Consider the following 21,020-nt stretch of genomic DNA (forward strand, 5'->3'; position numbering starts at 1 on the left):
GAGCGGGGCGTACACCTCCCAGTGCGTGTGCCGGCGCAGCGGCGAGCGCGAGCGCCGGTTGCTCACCCGGTACCGGTACCGCTTGCCGCGCGACCAGCGGCGCGGATCGAACTCCGGGGGCACCTCCTCCGCGTGCACCACGGCGATGTCCTCGGGCAGCATGCCGTTGAGCCCCCTCCAGTACGCCTTGAGCGGCAGCGTGCGCTCCGTGTTGAAGCACACCACCTGCCCCGTGGCGTGCACGCCCGAGTCCGTCCTGCCGGCCGCCTCCACCTCCACGGGCGCACCGAGCAGCTTGCCCAGCGCCTCCTGCAGCTCGGCCTGGAGCGCACGCCCGTTGGTCTGCACCTGCCAGCCCACGTAACGCGTGCCGTCATACTCGAGGACCAGCTTCATGCGAGGCATGCTGTCTGCCCCCTCTGCGGCCTAGCGGTACTTGAGCCAGGCCGCGAGGAGCTCTCCCACCATCTTGTTCACGCTGACGCCGCTGCGCTGCGCGATGGCCTCCAGCGCTTCGAGCTGATCCCCGGGGAGCGCCAGGCTCAGGAGGCGCTCGGAGGGGCTGCGCCCTTCCTTCACGGGGCTGGACGCCATGGGCGTCACCTCGTCCTCCAGCACCAGCACCGCATCCGAGCTGGTCGTCTGCTTCAGCCGCCCCTGCTCCTCGTTCAGCTCGTCGTGGAAGAGCTGCCGCAGGAAGTTGGAGAGGTGCAGCGGCGAGGGGGTGAACTCGTAGGTGTTCAGGAAGGAGTCGATGGCCGCGCGCATCTCCCCGGCTGTCTGGTAGCGCCGATCCCGGTCCTTCTCGAGCGCCTTCATGAGGATGGCCTCGACGGGCTCGGGGATGTCCGCCTTGAAGTAGGACGGCGCGTAGATCTTCCCATCGGTGATGCTGCGCATCACCGCCACCTCGGACTCGCCGGTGAAGAGCTTGAAGCCGGTGAGCCACTCGTAGAGCACCACGCCCACGGAGAAGATGTCGCTGCGGCAGTCCAGGGGCTTGCCGAAGCACTGCTCGGGGCTCATGTAGCTGAGCTTGCCCTTCAGCTCGCCCGAGCGCGTCTGCTCCACCTGGTTGGTGGCCTTGGCGATGCCGAAGTCCAGCAGCTTCACCGTCCCGTCGAAGGCCACGAAGATGTTCTCGGGCGTCACGTCCCGGTGGACGATGTTCAGCGGGTTGCCGTACAGGTCCACCTTCTTGTGCGCGTAGTGCAGCCCCGCGCACACGTCCGAGGCGATCCGCAGCGCGTACACCATGGGGAACGGGATCCCCAGCTGCTCGGCCTTGGGAATGACTCGGCGCATGTCCCGGCCGAAGATGTACTCCATGGCGATGAAGTAGCTCTCGCCGATCTTCCCCAGGTCGTGGATCTGCACGATGTTGGGGTGGTTGAGCTGCGCCGCCAGCCGCGCCTCGTTGAGGAACATCTTCACGAAGGTCGTGTGCTTGGACAGGTGCGGGCGGATGCGCTTGATGACGACGGTGCGCTCCAGTCCCTCGCCATCCATCTGGTGCGCCAGGAAGATCTCCGCCATCCCACCGACGGCGATGCGGTCGATGAGCCGGTACTTGCCGAAGCGGCTGGTGTCTCGCGTGGCGACGTTGGAGGACATCGAGGGCGACTCTAACGCAGTTGGACGACGTTCACCTTGAGCCCGGAGGGAGCCTCCGGGGAGGACGGGAAGTCTACCGGAGAGGGGCCGAGCGAGAGGAGGGTACGCCCCTGTCGGCCCGCGCGCCCTACCCCCTCGGCCACCATGGCCTCGAAGCGGCGGCTCGTCAGGGTGGAGAGGTTGCAGCAGGCCACCAGCCGGCCTCCGGGAGCCACCAGGCGCGCGGCGGCCTCGGCCAGCTGGGGGTAGTCCCGGGCCGCGGAGAAGCGGGCCGTCCGCGTGGTGGAGAAGGAGGGTGGGTCCGAGATCACCACATCGAAGCCCTGCCCCTTCTTCGCCAGGCGCCCGAGCCAGTCGAAGACGTCCCCTGCTACATAGTCGTAGCGGTCCACGGGCTGGCCGTTGAGGCGCGCGTTCTCCTCGCCCCACTCCAGCACGCGGCGGCTGGTGTCGATGTTGAGCACCCGCGTGGCGCCCCCAGCGGTGGCCACCACCCCGAAGGCACAGGTGTAGGAGAAGAGGTTGAGCACCGTGAGGCCCTTCACCTGCCCCCGGAGCCACGCCCGTGTCTCGCGCATGTCCAGGTACAGCCCCACCGAGAGCCCCTGCGCCGGGCGGATCCGGAAGCGCAGGCCGTTCTCCAGCGCCTCCAGGGACTCCACCGGCTCGCCTCGAGCGGGCTGCTCGGGCGCCAGCACGTCCCGGGCGGTGGTGGCCAGCACGCGGGCCTCGCGGGGACGGCGCTTGAGGTAGAGGCTGCGCGGCGACCAGGCCTCCTGCGCCGCGTCCAGCAGGGCCTGCTCCTCGGAGGGAGAGAGGTCGCGGTAGAGGCTCACCACATGGACGCCGCCGAAGGTGTCCACGGTGACGTCGGGAACACCGTCCGGAGCACCGTTCACCAGGCGGAAGGCGGTGGTGCCCGGATCCGTGAGGAGGGCGCCCCGCCGCTCCCGGGCGCTGCGGAGCCTGTCAACGAGAGAGAGGTTCATCCGGTGAGGCTGGCACGGGTCCAGATGCTGGCGAGCGCGGCGCTGGCGTCGGCGGCCAGCTCCGCGTAGTCCACGCCGAGCAGCTGCCCCTCGCGCACGGCGACGCGGCCGTTGACGATGGTCCACGCCACCCGCGAGCGGGCGAGCTGGCCCAAGAGGTGCGGCGAGTAGCCCGTCTCCGGGTCCGACGCGGGGACGTAGTCGTACACCGCGAGATCGGCGATGCAGCCCTCCACGATGGTGCCCGAGGGTGCCTGGAACAGGCGGGTGCACAGCTCCGCGGGGCCGCTCACCAGGAGCTGCGCCAGGGCGCCGTCCGGGTCCGGCAGGCGGCCAGCGCGCGCGATGCGCATCAGCCCCACGAAGGCGGCCAGCACCTCGTCCCAGAGGGTGCCATGCCCGCTGGTGCCCAACCCCACGAGGTGGTGGCGGGCGAGGACCGCCTCCAGGGACTCACCGGCGCGCTCGGAGGTGAGGTGGGCGCGGGGACTGAGCGCCACGAAGGTGCCGGTGGCCACGAGCCGCTCGGCCTCGCCCGTGTCGATGCTCCTGGCACGCGCCGCGATGCTCCGAGGCCCCAGCAGACCCAGCTCGGCCAGCCGGGGGACGACGCGCTTGCCGTGCCGCGCATAGGTAACGGCGAGATCGTCCTCTCCCTCCGCGAGGTGGAAGACGACCGGGACCTCCAGCTCTTGGGCCAGGACACCGACCTGTCTCAGGAGGGTGTCCTCGCAGGTGTGGGAGGTCTGGAAGCCCAGGGCGCCACGCACCAGCGGGTGGGTGCGATAGCGGCGCGCGAAGTCCGCGTTGGCCTCCAGGCAGGCAGCCGCGGGGCCATCGCCGGAGAGGCTGTGGGTGGCGTGGCTCGTGACGAGGCGGATGCCGAGCTGCTCGGCCGCGCGCGCCTGAGCGTCGAGCGCTCCGGCAACATTGCCGGGGGCGGCCAGGTGCTCCACCACCAGGGAGATGCCGTCCCGCAGCGCCTGGGCGAGGGCAAAGCGGGTGAGCGCCTCCACCTCCCCCACCGTCAGCAGGGCAGCCACCTCCGTGCGCCGCTCCAGGCGGGCGCTCGGGGCGCGCAGGAGGAAGTTGCCCGTGGGGGGCAGCACCTGGCCTCCGACGAGGTGTGTGTGGCAGTCCACCAACCCGGGAGCCACCAGTCGGCCCCGGCAGGCCACCTCCCAGTCTCCAGGGAGGACAGGAACCTCCGAGTCCGGGGCGACGCGGCGGATGAGGCCGTCCTGCACCACCAGGGCCATGCCGGTGCGGACACGTCCGTCCGCCCGGAAGACGGCGCAGTTCTTGAGCAGCAGGCGGCCTTCCATGCGCGCCCTCTCTTAGCACGGGCCGAGGGTAGCGTCCTTGCTCCCGCACGGGCGATGATGGCGCCGGCTCCGGATCGCGCTCCCGATCGCATGCTCTTCAACACCGCCCTGTTCTGGCTCTTCTTCGCCGCCTTCTTCGTGGCGTTCCACTTCGCCGCGAGGACGCGCGTGGCGAAGCTGTGGCTCGTGGTGGTGGGCAGCCTGCTCTTCTATGGGGCGTGGGACGTGCGCTGCGTGCCGCTGCTGCTGGGCACGGCGCTGCTGGACTTCTGGATCGCCCTGCGCCTGTCGCGCTCCCAGGACGAGCGCCGGCGCCGTGCGCTGCTGGCCGTGAGCATCGTGGCGAACCTGGGGGTGCTGGCCTTCTTCAAGTACGCGCGCTTCTTCGCGGACTCGGCCCACGGGCTGCTCGGCGTGCTGGGCGTGGCGCTGCCCGAGCCCACCTTCTCGCTCCTGCTCCCGGCAGGCATCTCCTTCTACACGTTCCAGAGCATGAGCTACACGATCGACGTGTACCGCCGGGAGCTGCCCGCGCGTGAGCGGCCCGAGGAGTTCCTGGCTGCAGTGTCGTTCTTCCCGCACCTCGTCGCCGGCCCCATCATCCGCGCCTCCGTGCTGCTGCCGCAGTTCGAGCAGATGGAGGCGCCCCGTTGGGAGCAGGTGCGGCGCGGCTACCTGCTCATCGCGGTGGGGCTCCTCAAGAAGACGGTGGCGGATCTGCTCGCGGCGCCCTCGGACGCGCTCTTCCGCTCCGCGGGCGCCACCAGCGCGCTCGAGGCCTGGACGGGGGCCCTGGCCTTCACGGGGCAGATCTACGCGGACTTCTCCGGCTACACGGACATCGCCATTGGCGTGGCGCTGCTGCTGGGCTTCGTGCTGCCGCCGAACTTCGATCTGCCGTACCTGGCCACCTCGCCCATCGACTTCTGGCGCCGCTGGCACCTGTCCCTGTCCACCTGGCTGCGGGACTACCTCTACATTCCGCTCGGCGGGAACCGGGGCCACCGCTACCGCAACCTGCTCCTCACCATGCTGCTGGGCGGGCTGTGGCACGGTGCCAACTGGACGTTCGTCCTCTGGGGCCTGTACCACGGGCTGCTGCTCGTGGTGGCGCACCTGCTGGTGGAGCGCTTCCCCGTGCTGAAGGAGACGCCCTCCGCCGCAGTGCGCTGGGCGAAGCGGCTGGGGACGCTCTACCTGGTGGTGCTCGGGTGGGTGCTGTTCCGTGCGGAGAGCCTGCCCGCGGCGCTCCGGGTCCTGGAGGGCATGCATGTGCCTGCCGTGCCCTCTGCCTTCACGTGGCCCGCCGTGCTCACCCTGCTGTTCGTGGTGGCGGGGCTCGTCCTCTGCCATGCGGCCTCGGCGCTCGCGGAGAAGACCGAGCTCCGCCAGCGGCGCCTCGCCCTCTGGCCCGTGGTGGCCATATGCCTGGCCCTGGCCATCGCCATCGGAACGCCGGGCCACAGCTTCATCTACTTCCAGTTCTGAGCCCCCGTGACTTCGCCCTCCCCCTCCAACGATCGGATCGCCGCCCGGACCCTCGGGGTGGGGCTCGTGCTGCTGCTGGCCTCGCTGGGGCTGGCGCGCGGGTTCATTGCGCTCGTCGAACGCTCCAGTCCTCCCGAGACGCGGGCCCACCTCACGGAAGGCTCCGGCCGACTCGTGGACTTCCTCCAGGCGCTGCCGGACATCGCCAAACGGGAGGATGCGGTGCTCGTCTTCGGCTCGTCGCTCATCCAGCACGGGTTCTCCCCACTGATGTTCGAGTACGTGCTCGGAGTGCCTGTCACCGCGTACAACCTGGGTTTCCCCGGGGTGGATCCCGAGCTGCAGGCCCTGCTCGCGCGCAGGACGGCGGAGGCCTTCGAGCGCCAGGGCCACAAGGCCCGGCTCTCCTTCGTGGAGTTCACCCCGTTCCAGGCCACGCTGGCACGAGGGCAGGCCCCGTCGTTCCGGGAGCACTCGGCGGTGAAGAAGGCCCTGCTGGCCGATCCCCGGGTGCTCGCGCGGGTGGCACTGCGCTCACCCGAGGAGGCCTCACACCTGGGGGCGCTGTGGGCAATGGGAGGCACTTCGCCCCTGGCAGTGACTTCGCTCCTGGAGCACCGCCTGTTCGAGGGGCCTGTGCCTCCCTGGTGGCCGGTGCCCGCCGAGCCCGAGCCGGATGCGGAGCGCAAGGCCTGGGTGGCGCGCATCCATGCGGGCCGAGCCGCCTCCGAGCGCCGGCACGTGCCCGAGTGGGATCCCGTGCACCGGGGAGAGGTCCGCTGGCTCTACCACGAGACGCTCGAGGCCTACATGGCCTGGGCCCGGCTGCGCAGCGCGCCGGAGGTGCTGGAGGCGGAGCGCCAGTGGCGGGTGGAGACGAGCGATCTGCTGGAGCTGCACTTCGACGAGCAGCAGGTGCGCTTCTTTATCGAGGCCGTGCGTGCCCTGGCCTCCGTGTCCCAAGAGACGCTGGTGGTGCTGGCGCCTCGGAACCCAGCGTGGAACCAGCCCACCGCCGAGGGCCGTGCCCGCCTGGCTGCCGTCCTGGCGCTCATCGAGCGGGAGACGGGTGCGCCGGTGCTGGATCTGGCCGAGAGCCCGGGGTTCGGCCCGGAGGACTTCATCGACGTGACCCACCTCAACGAGTCGAGCGGCCGTCCCAAGCTGTCGCAGCGGCTGGGGGATGTGGTGGCCAGGCGGTGGTTCCGGGGCACGGTGAAGGACACTGCTCCCTGATCGCCTGCCCGGGAGGGCGGGTATACTGGGAGTGATGACCGTGTCGACCCCTGCCATGGCCCATGGGCCCTCCTCCGTGACCGCTCCGCGCGGGAGCCTGCCATTCAGGGGGCTGTGGCTCTTCTCGCCTCGGGCGGACGCGGCATTCCTCGTCCTGCCGATCCTCCTCACCATGGGCTCTGCGGTGGTGAGCGCGCTGGTGGGGTTCCGGGCGGCGGACGAGGTGAACCGGCTGGCCGTCTGGACGGCGCAGAACATCCTCGGCAATGGCACCCATGTGGTGCTCACCTACCTGCTCTTCGCGGTGCACCGGGACGTGCTCACCGCCGAGCCCGGCCAGCCGCGCAGGGTCCTCCTGGGCACGCTGGCGATGCTCGCGGTGGGCGTGGGCTTCATCTTCACGTACTACGCGAACAAGGACGCCCACGTGTACGTGGTGGGTGTCCTCTTCAACGTGTTCGGGCTGCACCACACGCTGTCGCAGCACAAGGGCTTCTGGGCACTGCACTCCCTGCGCGGACACCAGGCCGGGCTGGGCGCAGGCCCCCCTCGGGAGCGCTCGCTCCAGCAGGTGTACGTGCCGCTGATGCTCACCCTCATCCTGGTCCGGCTCTTCTTCGTCCCGGACTCGGCGGCCCCGGGCGCCACGCCCTATCTGGATGTCGGCCAGGGCGCGCTGCTGCCCCACGGTGCGCTCGCGGTGATCCTCGCCGTGTGGCTTGGCTTCTTCGCGCTGCTGTTCCGCACGATGCTGCGCGCGGGGAACGCCAGCGGGCCCAAGGTGCTCTACCTGCTCGCGGCGGCCACGGCGACGGGGCTGACGCTGGTTGCTCCCATGTGGGGCAACGTGATGCTGCCCGCCATGCACGGCCTCGAGTACTACATGATCACCGCGCGGATGATGGAGCCGCGCGAAGGGGATCCGCCGGCCCGCCTGGGGCGCGCCTGGATCTGGCCGCTGATGATCCTCTCCATGTCTCCGCTGCTCGCGCTCGGGGTCATCCACGGGCTCATCCTCGAAGGCGCGGGCCGAGGCCTCCTGGGCACCGGCGATCCGTCCGGGAGCAGCGCGCACCTGATCCTGCGCGTGCTGACGTCGCTGAGCCTGGGGGTGGTGCTGGCCCACTACTTCGCGGACGCGTTCATCTACCGGTTCCGCATCCCCAGCATCCGCAAGGTGATGCTGCGCCGGCTCGGGTTCGCTCCTCCCGCCGTCCTCGCGAGCGCTCCCGCGGCTCCCACCGCCTCCACTGGCTCGATGCCACCCATGGCGAGCGTAGGATAGCCCTCTGTGAACCGTCGGGCCCTGCTGCTCCCTGGACCGGCCGCGCTGCTCGCCCTCTACTTCGGCGTGAAGCTCGGGGTGTCACCGCTCAAGCACTACGATCTCTTCTTCCACCTCGCCGGTGGGCGCTACGTGCTGGAGCACGGCTTCAACCGCGTGGATCCCTTCAGCGTGACGGGCACCGCGGGCTGGGTGCCGCACGAGTGGGGCTTTGGCGTGCTGGCCGTGATGCTGATCAAGGTGCTGGGCGCAGCGGGCCCCGCGCTGCTCACGGGCGCCCTCGTGGCGGCCAACCTGCTGCTGCTCTGGGCCGCGTTTGGCCGCGCGGCGCCACGCCGGGGGCTGCTGGCGCTCGGGGTGCTGGGCCTCGTGCTCATCGTCCAGGCGTACACCTGGAGCCAGGAGCGGCCCTTCCACGTAGGACACCTCCTCTTTGCCCTCACGGTGCTCGGCTCACTGGCCTGGCGCGGGGGGAATGACCGTGTCCTGTGGCTTGCGCCCCTGCTGGGCGTGGCCTGGGCCAACCTGCACGGGAGCTGGTTGCTGGGCCCCGTCTTCCTGGGAGCCACGGCGCTGGGCCACGCGCTGGACTCGCCCGAGCAGCGGCCGCGGGCCCTGCGTGCCATCGGCGCGAGCTTCGCGATGTTCCTCGCCGCCGCGGTGTCGCCCAGCGGCCCGAGCATCTGGCTCTATCCCATCCATCACTCGGTACTGCGCTCCACTCAGAACATCAACGAGTGGGTGCCGCTCGATCTCGCGATGGGCTGGAGCTGGGCGTACCTGCTGCTGCTTGGCGTGGCGATCTTCTGTGTAGGGCAGGCTCCAGTGCGGCGCATCGCCATCCTGCTGCCCGCCGTGGGCCTGGGCCTGGCCGCTCTGAAGGTGCAGCGCCACGCTCCGTTTGCCTCGGTGCTCGTTGCGCTGGCGCTGCTGGAGCATGCGGCCTCGGTGCGAGGGCTGGTGTGGCCGGAGCTCATCCGCCGCCCGGTGCGAGCACTCGATGACGCCTTCGCGCGTTGGAGCACAGGCGCCCAGGGGGCGATCTGGCCAGCGCTGGCGCTCATGCTGCTGGCGGGGGTGAGCTGGCAGAGGCCGGTGCCCGTGGAGCAGGGCGTGATGCGCTCGCGCTTCCCGCTGGCCTGCTTCGAGGCGCTGCGCAAGCTGCCTCCGGGCAAGGTGCTGAACCGCTTCATCATCGGCGGAGCCATCTCCTACTTCGCGGGGACGAACTACAAGGTCTTCATCGACAGCCGGAATGATCCCTTCCCCCAGCCCATCCACGACGACTACACGCGGCTCGTCTGGTCGGAGCCCGGCTGGGAGGAGTCGCTCGCGCGCTATGACCCGGACTACCTCCTGTGGGATCTGGAGAACCCGGGCAACATCCTCCTCGATCAGCTCCAGCTCCGCGGCGGCTGGCGCGAGGAGGCCCGGGATGGCAACTACGTCCTCTGGGTCCGCAACCGGTCCTCCTCGCGATGAAACGCTCCACGCGCAACGCGATCACCGTCTGCGGGTTTCTGGCCATCCTGGCCCTGATCTACCGCTCGGTCTTCACCGGCCACCTGCTCGCCGGGCGGGACGTGTTCCGCATCTTCTTCCCGGACTCCGCCTTCCTCCTCGAGTCCCTGAGCACGGGCGAGCTGCCCCTGTGGAACCCGTACCTGCGCCTGGGGCAGCCGTTCGCGGCCACGCTCTACTCCCAGGTCTTCTACCCGCCGCGCTGGGTGGCGGTGGTGCTCACCGGGCCCATCACCTCCATGACGGTGATGCAGATCTTCCACGCCGCGGTGGCCGCCGTGGGTGTGTTCCTCCTGGCGCGGCAGCTCCGGCTGTCCTGGGCCGCCTCGATCGTGGCAGGGGCCGTGTTCGGCTTGTCGCCGATGATGACGGACCTGGGCATCCAGCAGAACGTCGTCAACGCGGCGGCCTGGAGCGGCTTCATCGTCGCAGCGGCCCGGTCCGCCGCGGTCCAACCGGGCCCCAGGCCCATCGCCTGGCTCGCCGCATTCACGGCCCTGTCTCTGCTGGCAGGCTCACCGGAGACGACGCTCTGGCAGGGCATCGTGTCGCTCCTGGCGGTGTGGGGTGCTCAGCGGCGCGGGGCAAAGGCTCCGAGCGTGCCGGGAGCCAGGCGCTGGACGGGCGCGGCGCGCGTGGTGGGCGGACTGGCACTGGCCGGAGCGCTGGGCGCCCTGGTGATGCTCCCCGCCGCCGAGTTCGCGCTGAACTCCCTGCGCACGAATGCGGCCAGCTTCGCGGAGCAGCGGCTCGCATGGTCCGTGTCCTGGCCGCAGTTGCTGGCCATGGTGTGGCCCCTGGCCGACTGGCCACGAGGGCCGTACTGGGGAGAGGACCAGTGGTTCATCCTTAACCAGTTCCTCGGCTCGGTGGCGTGCGCGCTCGCGGTGGTGGGTGCCATCGCAGGTCCCCGCCGGGCCCGGCCCTTCGCGGTAGGGGCCTTGCTGTTCGCCCTGCTGAGCCTCGGCCGCCACTTTCCTCCGGCTGCTGCGCTGCTGCACCTGCCGCCCTTCTCGCTGTTCCGCTACCCGGCGAAGTACTTCGTGGGGGCCGCCTTCTGCCTCTCGCTCCTGTCCGGCTTCGGGCTGGAGGCCATGGGGAGGCTCTCCCGGCGCATCAGGCCCTCGATCCTCCGCGCGGTCCTGGCGTTCGTGGGCATGGGCGTGGCGCTGGGCGTAGCCGGTCCGCTCGTCCAGCGGCTGCCCATGCGCGAGTCCGCCGAGGCGGGCATCTCCTGGCCGCTGCTCTTCCTGGGGCTGGCGACGGTCTTCGTCTTCGTCCTTCGTGACACGTTCGCGCGCCCGCGCCGGTTGCGCCATGCGCTGGCAGCCCTGGCGGTGCTGGAGTTGGTGGCAGCGCATCACCTGCTCACGGTGCCGAAGTACTCGCCCTATGAGCCGCTGGCTCGCACCTCTGTCATTCGGCAACGCCTGCCCGAGGCCCTGAACGGGCGCATCAGCGCGGACATCGAGGGCCCCGCGGATCCGACCCGGTCTTCCACCTCCGCGTCACGCACCATCGAGCAGAGCCGGGATCGGCTCATCCCGAACCGCTTCGTCGAGGAGCGGCTGACAGCGCTGGAGGGCTACGGCGCGCCCGAGCCCGCCCGCAGCGACGTGTTCAACCTGGCCGGCGAACGGAGCGTGTACGACCTGACGGGCGTCACCTGGTACGTGCGCAACGGGCCACCACCCTTCGACGACCTGGAGCTGCTCGAGACGCTCGAGGACGGCACCACGCTCTCCCGCTCCCGGACAGCCCTGCCCCGGGCATTTCTCGTCCAGAAGGCCCGAGTGGTGCCGGACGAGGAGGCACTCGAGGCAGTGATCGATCCTGCGCAGCCCTTCCGGCACACCGCCTTCCTGACTACTGGAGAGCCGCTGGATCGGCCACCGTGTGAAGGCACGGCGCGGATCGTCGCCTCGCAGGCGCAACGTGTGGAGGTAGAGGTGGAGGCCTGCGATGAGAGCTACCTCGTGGTGACCGACAGCCACTACCCGGGCTGGCGGGCGACGCTCGATGGGACGTCCACGCCCCTCCACCGCGCCGACTACGCGCTGCGTGCCGTGCGTATCCCCGCCGGTACCCACAAAGTCCTCTTCGAGTACGCACCCTGGAGCTTCCGGGTGGGACTTGCCGTGTCCCTGCTCGCACTCGGAGGGCTCGTTGCCTCCCTCTTCGTGACGCGCCACCGACCTCCTCAGTGAGGGAAGCCTGAGCGACGGGCGTTCCCTCGTAAAGGGCAAGCGCACCCAGGCAGGCATGCGCTCCTTTGCTTGCAATCCCGCAACTCCGCCTGAAACAGCGCGTCTACTCCCCATACTTCACAATAGAGTGGGACCTTCTAGCCTCCCTGCACTTGCAGCATTCGCGCCATGACCGCTCGTACCGAGAACCTCAACGTCGTTGGCTTCGACCACATGCCCTCTCCCGCCGAGATCAAGGCGCGAGTCCCGATGACCCCGCGCGCGGCCGAGTCCGTGCTCGCTGGCCGCCGCGCGCTGATGGAGATCCTCGACCGGAAGGACCCTCGCCTGTTCGTGATCGTAGGCCCGTGCTCCATCCACGATCCCGTGGCTGGCCTCGACTACGCGCGCCGGCTCCGCAAGCTCGCAGACGAGCTCCAGGAGACGGTCCAGGTGGTGATGCGGGTGTACTTCGAGAAGCCGCGCACCTCCACCGGCTGGAAGGGCTTCATCAACGATCCGCGGATGGACGACTCCTTCCACATCGAGGAGGGCATGGAGCGGGGCCGTCGCTTCCTGCTGGATGTGGCCGAGCTTGGCCTGCCCGCGGCGACCGAGGCGCTCGATCCGATCGCGCCGCAGTACTACGGCGACCTGGTCTCGTGGACGGCGATCGGCGCTCGCACCGCGGAATCGCAGACCCACCGCGAGATGGCCTCGGGGCTCTCGACTCCCGTGGGCTTCAAGAACAGCACGGACGGCTCGCAGGAGGCTGCGGTCAACGGCATCCTCTCCGCCTCTCGCCCGCATAGCTTCCTGGGGCTGAGCGACACCGGCGCGTCGGCGATCATTCGGACCCGTGGCAACGGCTACGGCCACCTGGTGCTGCGCGGGGGTGGCGGGCGGCCCAACTACGACACGGTGTCCATCTCGCTCGCCGAGCAGGCGCTCACCAAGGCGAAGCTGCCGGTCAACATCGTGGTCGACTGCTCGCACGCCAACTCCTGGAAGAAGCCGGAGCTGCAGCCGCTGGTGATGCGGGACGTGATGCACCAGCTCCGCGAGGGCAACCACTCCGTGGTCGGCGTGATGATCGAGAGCTTCCTCGAGGCCGGCAACCAGCCGATCCCCGCCGATCTCTCGCAGCTGCGCTACGGCTGCTCGGTGACCGATGCCTGCGTGGACTGGGCGACCACCGAGGAGATGCTGCGAAACACCCACGCCCTGCTGCGCGACGTGGTGCCGTCGCGCCGCAAGTCGTAGTCCCAGGGGGACCTGAGCCGGCCGCCTACTCCGCCTTCTTCGCCGGAGCGGCCATGCCTTCCTTCACCAGGATGTAGCCCCGGTTCTCTGCCACGTCCGGAGTACGCATGGACCGGATCAGATCGGCCGCCTTCACCCACACCCAGGGCTGGCCGTTGGGATTCACGTCCATGACGAGGAACGATCTCGAGGCCTCGTCATAGGCCCCCAGCGGAGAGATGTGGCCCCCGCCCTTCTGCCCCAGGGCAGGCCGGTGGTAGTTGACGATGACGTAGTCTCCAGGCGTCTTCAGGTTCTGCTTCAGCTCGGCCGTGATGGTGGCCTCCGGCAGCTTGTCGTCCACGATGCGCAGCTGCACATCCAGCCCATGCGCCTGGAGCATTCCCTGGTACTGGCGGAGCTGGATCCCTGGGTCGGGCTTCTGGTCCGGAGCGGCCGGCTTGCCAAACACCTGCTCGCGCGTCTTCACCTTCTGCGCGGGCTCGTACGAGAGGAAGGTGTTCTGCGTGTAGCGGTGGAAGAGCGGATCCAAGGCCGGAGGAATCAGCTTCAAGTCCGCGTCCGTGAGCAGGGTGCGGTCCTGCGGCTTCTCGAGCTGATCGTTCCCGGCCCGCAGCGCGTTGAGCACGATGGCCGCGCTGGTGGGGCCACAGAAGGCCTTGTTCGTCTGGCTCTCGAACTGGTTGGCCAGGTGGAAGAAGTCCACCTTGAACTTGCTGCGCTCCAGCCGCTTAATGGACTCGGCCTCGGTGAACGAGACGAGCGCGGCGGGGGCAGGAGCCACGTCCTTGGCGAAGGCGGTGACCGGGAGCGACGCGGCGAGGCAGCTTCCGAGCAGGAGCTGGGCGGTGCGGAGTGTCTTCATAGGCAGTCGTGCAGCCTACCACCTCGAGGAGGAGTCACGGAGAGCGAGCGGCCTCCAAGTGCGCGCGCCAGGCGCCGCGATCCAGCCTGCGGCCCTCCTTCCACACGGCGAGGATGTCGCGCGTCTGTCGGACATCCACGGTGGGATCGCCGCGCACGAGCAGCAGGTCCGCCCTCAGTCCGGGAGCGATGCGGCCCCGGTCCGCCAGCTGGAAGATTCGGGCGGGCACCGAGGTGGCCGCGGCCAGGGCCTGGACGGGTGTCAGCCCCGCGGCCACCAACATCTGGAGCTCGTAGTGCAAGGTCGCTCCCACCGCGACGCCCGGGTTGCCAGAGTCAGAGCCCGCCAGCACGGGCACGCCCGCCTCCAGCAACATGCGCGTGCTCTGCCTCATCACCTCCGGCCGCAGTCCTGCGCCGAACTCGGGCGGAAACGGCATCGCCATCAGCTGCAGGCTGCTCGGCGTCAGGTAGGGCGCGAGCAGTGGATCGGCCTTCAGCAGCTCGGCGTGCCCCTGGTGGGCTACGGAGAGAGCCACTGCCAGGGTGGGGATCAGGAACGTCTTCCGCTCTGCCAACCGCCGCACCTGGGCCGCATCCGGCAGGGTGTCCGTGATGCAGTGGGCGAGCCCATCCGCTCCGGCGTCCACGGCCTCGCGAGCCCGCTGCCAGGGCAGCGCGTGCACCACCACCTGCCGGCCCTTCGCATGCGCGGCCTGGATGCACGCGGCGAGCACCTCGCGGCTCAGGGTGGGCATGGGCGCGGGGAGCACGGTCTCTCCAGCGTCATAGACGAGCTTGATGTACCGGGAGCCCGCCGCGATCGCGGCCTCGACCGCCTTCTCGCACTCTTGCGGCGTGGAGGCCGTCAGGGGCGTGATCCCCGGGTACTCGGAGCCATGCCCGCCGGGAGAGGTGATGAGCATGCCGATGAAGCTGTCCGCCTCATCCGGACCTCGCTGGGACAGCTGCTCCACGGACATGCGCGCGACGCTGGCAGAGAGCTGCGGGAACATGTCCAGCGCGGTGGTGATGCCCAACGCGAGCGCGGCCCGATACGAGTCCGGCCCGTCGGCATGGAAGTGCGAGTCCAGGAGGCCCGGCAGCAGCGTCTGCCCCCGGCCGTCGAGGATCTCCGCTCCTTCCGGTGGGCTCACGTCCGCCCCCACGGCGACGATCTTCCCCTCACGCACGACGACGGTTCCCTCTGGAATGATCCGCTCCCCGTCAAAGATGCGGACGTTGCGGATGGCCAAGATCGACTCCGCTCCCGCCGTCTCCGCAGTGCCGCGAGGCGTGACGCAACCCGCCAGCGCCAGCAGCGCCAGCGCCCACACCTGAGACCTCGAACGACACCTCATGCGCTCCTCCTCCCATCCCAGACTCTGAAGCACAGCTTGATAGACACTTCGGCGGCCCAACTCCGTGCTGGGACGGCCGCAGAGCCCGGCCTGCGATCTGGTCCTCGCGGACCCCACGCTCTTCGACAGCTACCGCGCCACCTATATCAACGACATGAACGGCGTAGGGTTCAACACCGGCACTCCCATCGCCCGGGCGCTGCTCAACGTCGGCTACTCCTTCACCTCCAGCGAGGACATCTACCGCAACGTGTTCGGTTTCGGCTCGGGCTACAGCTACCCGATCGCCTACCGCAACGACGTGCTCACCTCGGAGAACCGGAGCTGGTGCTGGGGTGACCAGAACACGGCCATCATCATCATCAGCGACGGCGAGCCCAGCGGCGATGGCCTCACCAGCACGGTTGTCACCAAGCTCCGGCAGTTCAACGCGGGTCCCGTGTACTGCCCGGACTGGGCGCCTTGTGGCTCGGGAACCCTGTCCGGTCGAGACAAGGGCACCAACCCCGCCGTCTATACCGATGACAACCCCAACTACATGCTCGACGACGTGGCGAAGCTGCTGGCCCAGCAGGATCTGCAGCGCGCGGATCCTCCCGTGGTGGGGAACTTCGACACCAGCGGCCAGCAGAGCCTGAGGATCCACACCATCGGCTATGGCCACGCGAGCAACCTGCTGCGCAACACGGCAGTGGTTGGCAATGGCCTCTATTTCACCGCGTGGGATCCCGAGACCCTCCGGTCGGCCCTGCGAGGCATCCTCTGCGCCTCGGGTGTGAAGACCCAGGTCTGCCCCTGACGCTGGTGCTGTGGCGCTCCCGGCCACGCGTGGCATCGGCTAGCGTGGCCGCATGAGCGAGGAAGCCTTCTTCCGACTGTTCCGGGGACTGCCGCGCGAGGGGCCCGGGAGCGATGACTCGACGCGGGAGGCGCTCCGGCGGCTCCCGCCTCTCCCGGCGGCTCCGCGGGTACTGGACCTGGGCTGTGGGCCCGGGAAGCAGACGCTGGTGCTCGCCCGCGAGCTGGGAGCCCCTATCACCGCGGTGGACCGCCATGCTCCCTTCCTCGCGGAGCTGGAGGCCGAAGCCGAGCGGCGGGGGCTTCGCCACCTCGTACGAACCCGGTGCGCGGACTTCGGCCAGCTCGAGGACGCACCTGGGAGCTACGATCTGCTCTGGTCGGAGGGTGCCATCTACATCCTCGGGTGGGCGGAGGGGCTGAAGCGCTGGCGCCCGCTGCTCGCCTCAGGTGGGCTGTTGGCTGCGACCGAGGCCTCCTGGCTGACCACCACACCTCCGGAGGAGCTCGCGGCGTTCTGGCGTGAGGCCTACCCCTCCATGGGGACCGTCGCCTCGAACACGGCGGCAGCTCGAGCAGCCGGGTACCAGGTGCTGGACACCTTCACGCTGCCCGCGTCCGCGTGGTGGGACGAGTACTACAGCCCTCTGCGAGAGCGTGTACATGCGATGCGCGCCGAAGCCGCGACCGACCCGGCGCTTGCCGAGGCTCTCGCCCCTGCGACCCGGGAGATCGAGCTCTACGAGCGCCACGGGGACAGCTACGGCTACGTCTTCTACCTGCTCCGCGTGTCCTGAAGGCCTGACCGGCTCGTCCCCAGCCGGCGGTCCGGTGTCCCTGCGAGAGGCCAGCGCGGTGATATAGCGGCCCACGGAGGGTTCCTCATGTCACGCAAAGTGGCCCTGATCACGGGCGCCTCGGCAGGTCTGGGAGAGCAGTTCGCGCAGTGCTTCGCTCGAGATGGGCACGACGTCATCCTGGTGGCGCGCACCGCCGCCCGGCTGGAGGCGCTGGCCTCCAAGCTGGAGCAGGAGCACAAGATCAAGGCCCACGTGGTCGCGGCCGACCTCGCCCGCCCGGAGGAACCCCAGCGCATCTTCGAGGAGGTACGCGCGAGGAACCTGGAGGTGGAGTTCCTCGTCAACAACGCGGGCTTTGGCTCCTCGGGTGCCTTCCTGGAGCAGGAGCTGGCGCGAGAGGCGGAGATGATCGAAGTGAACTGCACCGCGCTGATGAAGCTCACGCACCTCTTCGCGCGCCCAATGCGCGAGCGTGGCCATGGGCGCATCCTCAACGTGGCGTCCACCGCGGGCTTCGTGCCAGGCCCGTACATGGCCACGTACTTCGCGACGAAGGCGTTCGTGGTGTTCCTCTCGGAAGCGCTGGCGTACGAGCTCAAGGGCACCGGCGTCACGGTGACGTGCCACTGCCCGGGCTCCACACACACGGAGTTCGCCTCACGGGCCGGCAACGCGAAGAGCCGCCTCTTCCAGCGCAGGGGCGTGGCCAAGGCCTCGGACGTGGCTGCGGATGCCTATGTGGCCATGATGAAGGGCCGGGTGCTCGCGATCCATGGCCTGCTCAACTGGCTGTCCGTGGTGATCGGGCGCTTCGCTCCGCGCAGCATGGTGCGCTCCGTCACGGCCAGCCTCACCCGGCCGTAGCGCCAGCCCAGGCTCCAGAAAAGCAGAAAGGCGGCCGGGGTCCCTCTCGGGCCCGTGCCGCCTCTTCGAGCCGGGAAGGTGCCCCGCCGAAGCGGGGCTCCCACCGACCCTGGAGCGGAGCTGCTCACACCGAAGCGCGAGCTGGCTCCCCCCGGAGCGAGAACTAGTAGGCGTTGTTCTCGGCGAAGCTCTTCATCGTCTTCTTGTTCAGCGCAGCGTTGGAGCTGGCGCCGTCGTTCGACACGCTGGAGTTACCGGCGAGGGCCGCGGCAGACGCGCCGAACAGCTTACGAATGTTGTCGCCGAACAGCGTGATCACGCCGATGGCCGCGATCGCGATGAGGGCCACGATGATGATGTACTCGGTCATGCCTTGACCACGGGCCTTGCGCAGATTCTTCTTCGAAATCGCCTTCATGGGAGACTCCTGGGGGTATTTGGCGGTGGGAGACGACACCCTTCAATCTCGAGGGCAAGCGCACAGTAGGTGGATCTGGCCACTACGGACCATCCGTCATCGGGAGGATGGGTGGAAATATCCGTAATTCCAGCATTTTGAGCCTCCTGTGAGGATCATGCGGGCGGATCAGGGAGCCCCTGGAGCCACCACAGAGGGTGAGCCGGGGGGGGCGCAGGCCTGGGGGATCGCCTCGCAGAGGGTCTTGAGGGCCTTGGCCAGCTCGGTGTCCCCAGGGCGGGCGGCCACCTGCTGCTGGCCCAGCGCCACGGCCTCGGGGAGCCCGGTGACAGGGGTCCAGGCGGTGCGTGAGGCCCAGGCCCGAGCCGCCACCAGCCGCAGCCAGGCAGAGACGAAGCGGGGATCCTCCTTGCCACGCTCCAGCACGGGCGAGAGCACCGACTCGGCCAGCGTCAGGTCCTTCTGGGCAAGGGCGGTGTTGGCGAGCGCCACCCGGGCCTCCAGGCTGTCCGGGGCCAGCGAGTACCAGAGCGCCGCGGCCCCGCGCAGGAGCGGATCATTGATGGCGTGGTTGTGATCGAGGTTGCGGTAGAGGCTGGCGGCCTGCTCGGCGGTGGGAGGGTTCTCCTGGAGGTAGCGGTGGATCCACAGCCGCGTGCCCCCGTCGGGGCCCCGGCGCTCGTCATGGACGCGCGTCTCCTGGTTGTGGAGGAAGAAGGCCACCGGCGCGGCGTACTCGAGGAGGTTGTGATCGTCGGTGTTGATGGGGCCGGTGCCGGCGAACTCGCGCTGCCCCTCGTCGCTATGCACCTGCTTGGCCAGCAGACCGAACACGTCATGGATGTCGGTGCGGCCCATGTCCTCGCGCACGGCGGGGAGCGCCAGACGCTCCGCCACCTTCTGGGCGTCAAAGGTCAGCGGCTGGCGGCTGGCCACGAGGATCAGGTCCGTAGGCCCCAGCCACGTGGTGGCATAGGGGAAGGTGTCGCGCAAGGTGCGCATGACCAGCTTGATGATCTCTTCGCTGCTCTCGTAGGTGTGGATCCACTGCACGAGGATGCCGTCCTCGGTGAGGTGCTGATCCGCGGTGCGGAAGAAGTCCCGCGAGAAGAGGCCGGAGACGCCCGCCACCCAGGGGTTGGAGGGCTCGCTGATGATGAGCTCGTACTTGCGGGGCGCCAGCGCCATGAACGTCTTGGCGTCGTCGATGTGGACATGCGTGCGCGGGTCGTCCACGGCGTCGCGGTTCACCGCCTTGAAGAGGCGGGCGGCCTCCACCACGGCGGGGGAGATCTCCACCATGTCCAGGTGCTTGACGGGGTGGGCGAGCACCGAGCCGGCGGTGACGCCCGAGCCCGCGCCGACCAGGAGCACGTTCTCCGGCTGGCGCGGGTGCAGGAGCATGCCGAGGTGGCCGGCGATGATCTGCGTCTCCATGTCCAGGCCCGTGGAGGCGTCCACCTTGCCGTTGAGCTTGAGGAAGCGGTGGCCGTTCTTCAGCTCGCCCACGAGCACGGTGGCGAAGGTGTCGTCCTGGTAGAAGAGGGACTGGGTGCTCTGCTCGAAGGTGGCGACGGCGGCCGCGTAGCTCTCGGGCGGTGTCTCGCGCACGCGGAAGGAGGCGATGCCGGACAGGGTGACGGCCCAGCCGCTCATGGGCAGCAGGAACAGGAGGCCGCAGAGCGCTCCGACTCCCAGCGGCCAGAAGGCCCGGACAGGCTGGGATGGGCGCCCTGGCACGGCGGCGAAGGCCACCCCCGCGGCCACGAGGTTGCCCACCAGGCCGGCGATGAAGTTGCCCTCCATGCCCCACCACGGCATCAGCACCAGCCCGCCCAGGGCTGCGCCGGTGATGGTGCCCAAGGTGTTCCACAGGTACACGCCGCCGAGCTGGCGCCCTACCTCCGTCACCTTCGCGGTGGCCACGCGTGCCGCCGCCGGGAAGGCCGCGCCCATGAAGAAGGTGGGCACGACCAGCACCACGCAGCAGAACGCGAAGGTGAGGAGCTGGTAGTACGGCCACGTGTCCAGCGTGCGGTTCATCAGGAACTGCGCCTTGCGGAACAGGTAGGGCAGCCGGACGTAGAGCGGCAGCGCCACGCACACGCTGACCACCAGCGCCACCTGCAGCCAGGCGAACAGGCGCAGCAGATCCCCCCTCCCCTTGCGCGTCATCAGCCAGAAGCTGCCCAGGCCGATGCCGAGGATGAAGGCCGTGAGGATGAGGGTGAAGGCGTAGGTGGAAGCGCCCAGGACGAGCGACAGCAGGCGGATCCACGTCACCTGGTAGAGCATGGACGTGAAGCCGGACAGCGCCACTCCCAGCAGGGCCGCGCGCACCGCCGTGTGGGGGTAGGACAGCTCATCACCGCCCTCGGCCGCGGCCCCACCCTCGGCGGAGGCCCCCGAGACGAGCGCGGGCGGGTGCTTTCGCGACAGGGCGATGGCCCCGAGCGCCAGCAGGATGTTGAGGGTCGCGGCCAGCTTCGCCGACAGCGACAGGCCCAGCGCCGGCACCAGGCTCACGCCGGCCAGGAAGACGCCCAGGGCAGCCCCCAGGCTGTTGATGGCGTACAGGCGCGCCAGCTCGCGCCGGACGTGGGCCAGGGAGGAGGAGAAGTGCCGCACCAACGCCGGCAGCGTCCCCCCCATCAACATGGTGGGCACCACCAGCGAGAGCGCCGCCAGCCCCAGCTTGGGCACCACGCGCACCCCCTCCGGCACCTTCACCGCCACGGCCAGGTAGGCCGCGCTCAGCACCTCCAGCACGGAGGGGAACAGGAGGGCGTAGATGCCCACCCCCAGCTCCAGCAGCCCGTACATGGCCAAGGGACTCTTGACCCGGTCAGCTGTTCGCCCGAAGACATATGCTCCCAGCGCAAGCCCGCCCATGAAGGTGGCAAGCACCACGGCATGTGCCTGCCCGCTGTTCCCGAGCACGTTGGCGAGGTACTTGGACCAGACGAGCTCGTAGACGAGGGCGGTGGCCCCGGACAGAAAGAGGAAGC

17 protein-coding genes are annotated in these 21,020 nt (G+C 69.5%); 9 read left to right on the top strand and 8 right to left on the bottom strand.

What is annotated here, in order from left to right; all coding sequences use genetic code 11:
• From VD972_RS12785 to VD972_RS12800, 4 genes are all read right to left on the bottom strand, one after another.
• On the bottom strand, positions 1-405 hold a 405-nt coding region (locus VD972_RS12785), incomplete at its 3' end, for a tRNA pseudouridine synthase A (RefSeq protein WP_324985994.1).
• Between the two features lie 21 nt (positions 406-426).
• On the bottom strand, positions 427-1,614 hold the full coding sequence (locus VD972_RS12790; protein WP_324985997.1) for a serine/threonine-protein kinase: 1,188 nt from the start codon (positions 1,612-1,614) through the stop codon (positions 427-429).
• Positions 1,615-1,625: 11 nt separating this feature from the next.
• Positions 1,626-2,603, bottom strand: coding sequence for a class I SAM-dependent rRNA methyltransferase (locus VD972_RS12795; protein WP_324986001.1), 978 nt, complete (start codon positions 2,601-2,603; stop codon positions 1,626-1,628).
• Positions 2,600-3,928, bottom strand: coding sequence for an amidohydrolase family protein (locus tag VD972_RS12800; protein ID WP_324986004.1), 1,329 nt, complete (start codon positions 3,926-3,928; stop codon positions 2,600-2,602). Before VD972_RS12800 ends, VD972_RS12795 begins: the two co-directional genes overlap by 4 nt.
• 90 nt (positions 3,929-4,018) lie before the next feature.
• Between VD972_RS12800 and VD972_RS12805 the strand changes: the two genes are divergently transcribed.
• From VD972_RS12805 to VD972_RS12830, 6 genes are all read left to right on the top strand, one after another.
• Complete coding sequence (locus VD972_RS12805) at positions 4,019-5,416, top strand: MBOAT family O-acyltransferase (RefSeq protein WP_324986007.1); 1,398 nt, start codon at positions 4,019-4,021, stop codon at positions 5,414-5,416.
• A 6-nt stretch (positions 5,417-5,422) separates the two neighbouring features.
• Positions 5,423-6,652: a hypothetical protein gene (locus VD972_RS12810; RefSeq protein WP_324986010.1), complete on the top strand. Its 1,230-nt coding sequence runs from the start codon at positions 5,423-5,425 to the stop codon at positions 6,650-6,652.
• Positions 6,653-6,686: 34 nt separating this feature from the next.
• The gene (locus tag VD972_RS12815; protein ID WP_324986013.1) at positions 6,687-7,937 is read left to right on the top strand and encodes a hypothetical protein; all 1,251 of its coding nucleotides are present in this window, start codon (positions 6,687-6,689) and stop codon (positions 7,935-7,937) included.
• A gap of 6 nt (positions 7,938-7,943) precedes the next feature.
• The gene (locus tag VD972_RS12820; RefSeq protein ID WP_324986016.1) at positions 7,944-9,419 is read left to right on the top strand and encodes a hypothetical protein; all 1,476 of its coding nucleotides are present in this window, start codon (positions 7,944-7,946) and stop codon (positions 9,417-9,419) included.
• Positions 9,416-11,665, top strand: a complete 2,250-nt coding sequence (locus VD972_RS12825; protein ID WP_324986019.1) for a YfhO family protein — start codon at positions 9,416-9,418, stop codon at positions 11,663-11,665. The genes VD972_RS12820 and VD972_RS12825 overlap by 4 nt, the downstream gene beginning before the upstream one ends.
• A 168-nt stretch (positions 11,666-11,833) precedes the next feature.
• Entirely contained in the window at positions 11,834-12,907 is a 1,074-nt protein-coding gene (locus tag VD972_RS12830) for a 3-deoxy-7-phosphoheptulonate synthase (RefSeq protein ID WP_324986023.1), read from the top strand.
• Positions 12,908-12,932: 25 nt separating this feature from the next.
• On the opposite strand, the gene VD972_RS12835 is transcribed toward VD972_RS12830, so the two are convergent.
• Together VD972_RS12835 and VD972_RS12840 are read right to left on the bottom strand one after the other, a co-directional pair.
• Positions 12,933-13,772, bottom strand: coding sequence for a phytochelatin synthase family protein (locus tag VD972_RS12835; protein WP_324986026.1), 840 nt, complete (start codon positions 13,770-13,772; stop codon positions 12,933-12,935).
• Between the two features lie 34 nt (positions 13,773-13,806).
• A complete protein-coding gene (locus VD972_RS12840) occupies positions 13,807-15,132 on the bottom strand; it encodes an amidohydrolase family protein (protein ID WP_324986029.1) in 1,326 nt (441 codons plus the stop codon).
• 64 nt (positions 15,133-15,196) lie between these two features.
• On the opposite strand from VD972_RS12840, the gene VD972_RS12845 reads away from it, so the two are divergent.
• The 3 genes from VD972_RS12845 (at position 15,197) to VD972_RS12855 (ending at position 17,594) form a co-directional block, all read left to right on the top strand.
• Positions 15,197-15,931, top strand: coding sequence for a hypothetical protein (locus VD972_RS12845; protein WP_324986032.1), 735 nt, complete (start codon positions 15,197-15,199; stop codon positions 15,929-15,931).
• A gap of 52 nt (positions 15,932-15,983) precedes the next feature.
• Positions 15,984-16,727: a class I SAM-dependent methyltransferase gene (locus VD972_RS12850; protein WP_324986035.1), complete on the top strand. Its 744-nt coding sequence runs from the start codon at positions 15,984-15,986 to the stop codon at positions 16,725-16,727.
• Positions 16,728-16,814: 87 nt separating this feature from the next.
• Entirely contained in the window at positions 16,815-17,594 is a 780-nt protein-coding gene (locus VD972_RS12855; RefSeq protein WP_324986038.1) for an SDR family oxidoreductase, read from the top strand.
• Between the two features lie 163 nt (positions 17,595-17,757).
• Here the strand turns inward: VD972_RS12855 and VD972_RS12860 are convergent, their stop codons facing one another.
• A complete protein-coding gene (locus VD972_RS12860; RefSeq protein WP_324986041.1) occupies positions 17,758-18,012 on the bottom strand; it encodes a hypothetical protein in 255 nt (84 codons plus the stop codon).
• Between the two features lie 168 nt (positions 18,013-18,180).
• A partial coding sequence (locus tag VD972_RS12865) for a methyltransferase (RefSeq protein ID WP_324986043.1) occupies positions 18,181-21,020 on the bottom strand: 2,840 nt, incomplete at its 5' end.

The organism is Hyalangium sp., assembly GCF_035629615.1.
In the GTDB taxonomy this organism is placed as follows: domain Bacteria; phylum Myxococcota; class Myxococcia; order Myxococcales; family Myxococcaceae; genus Hyalangium.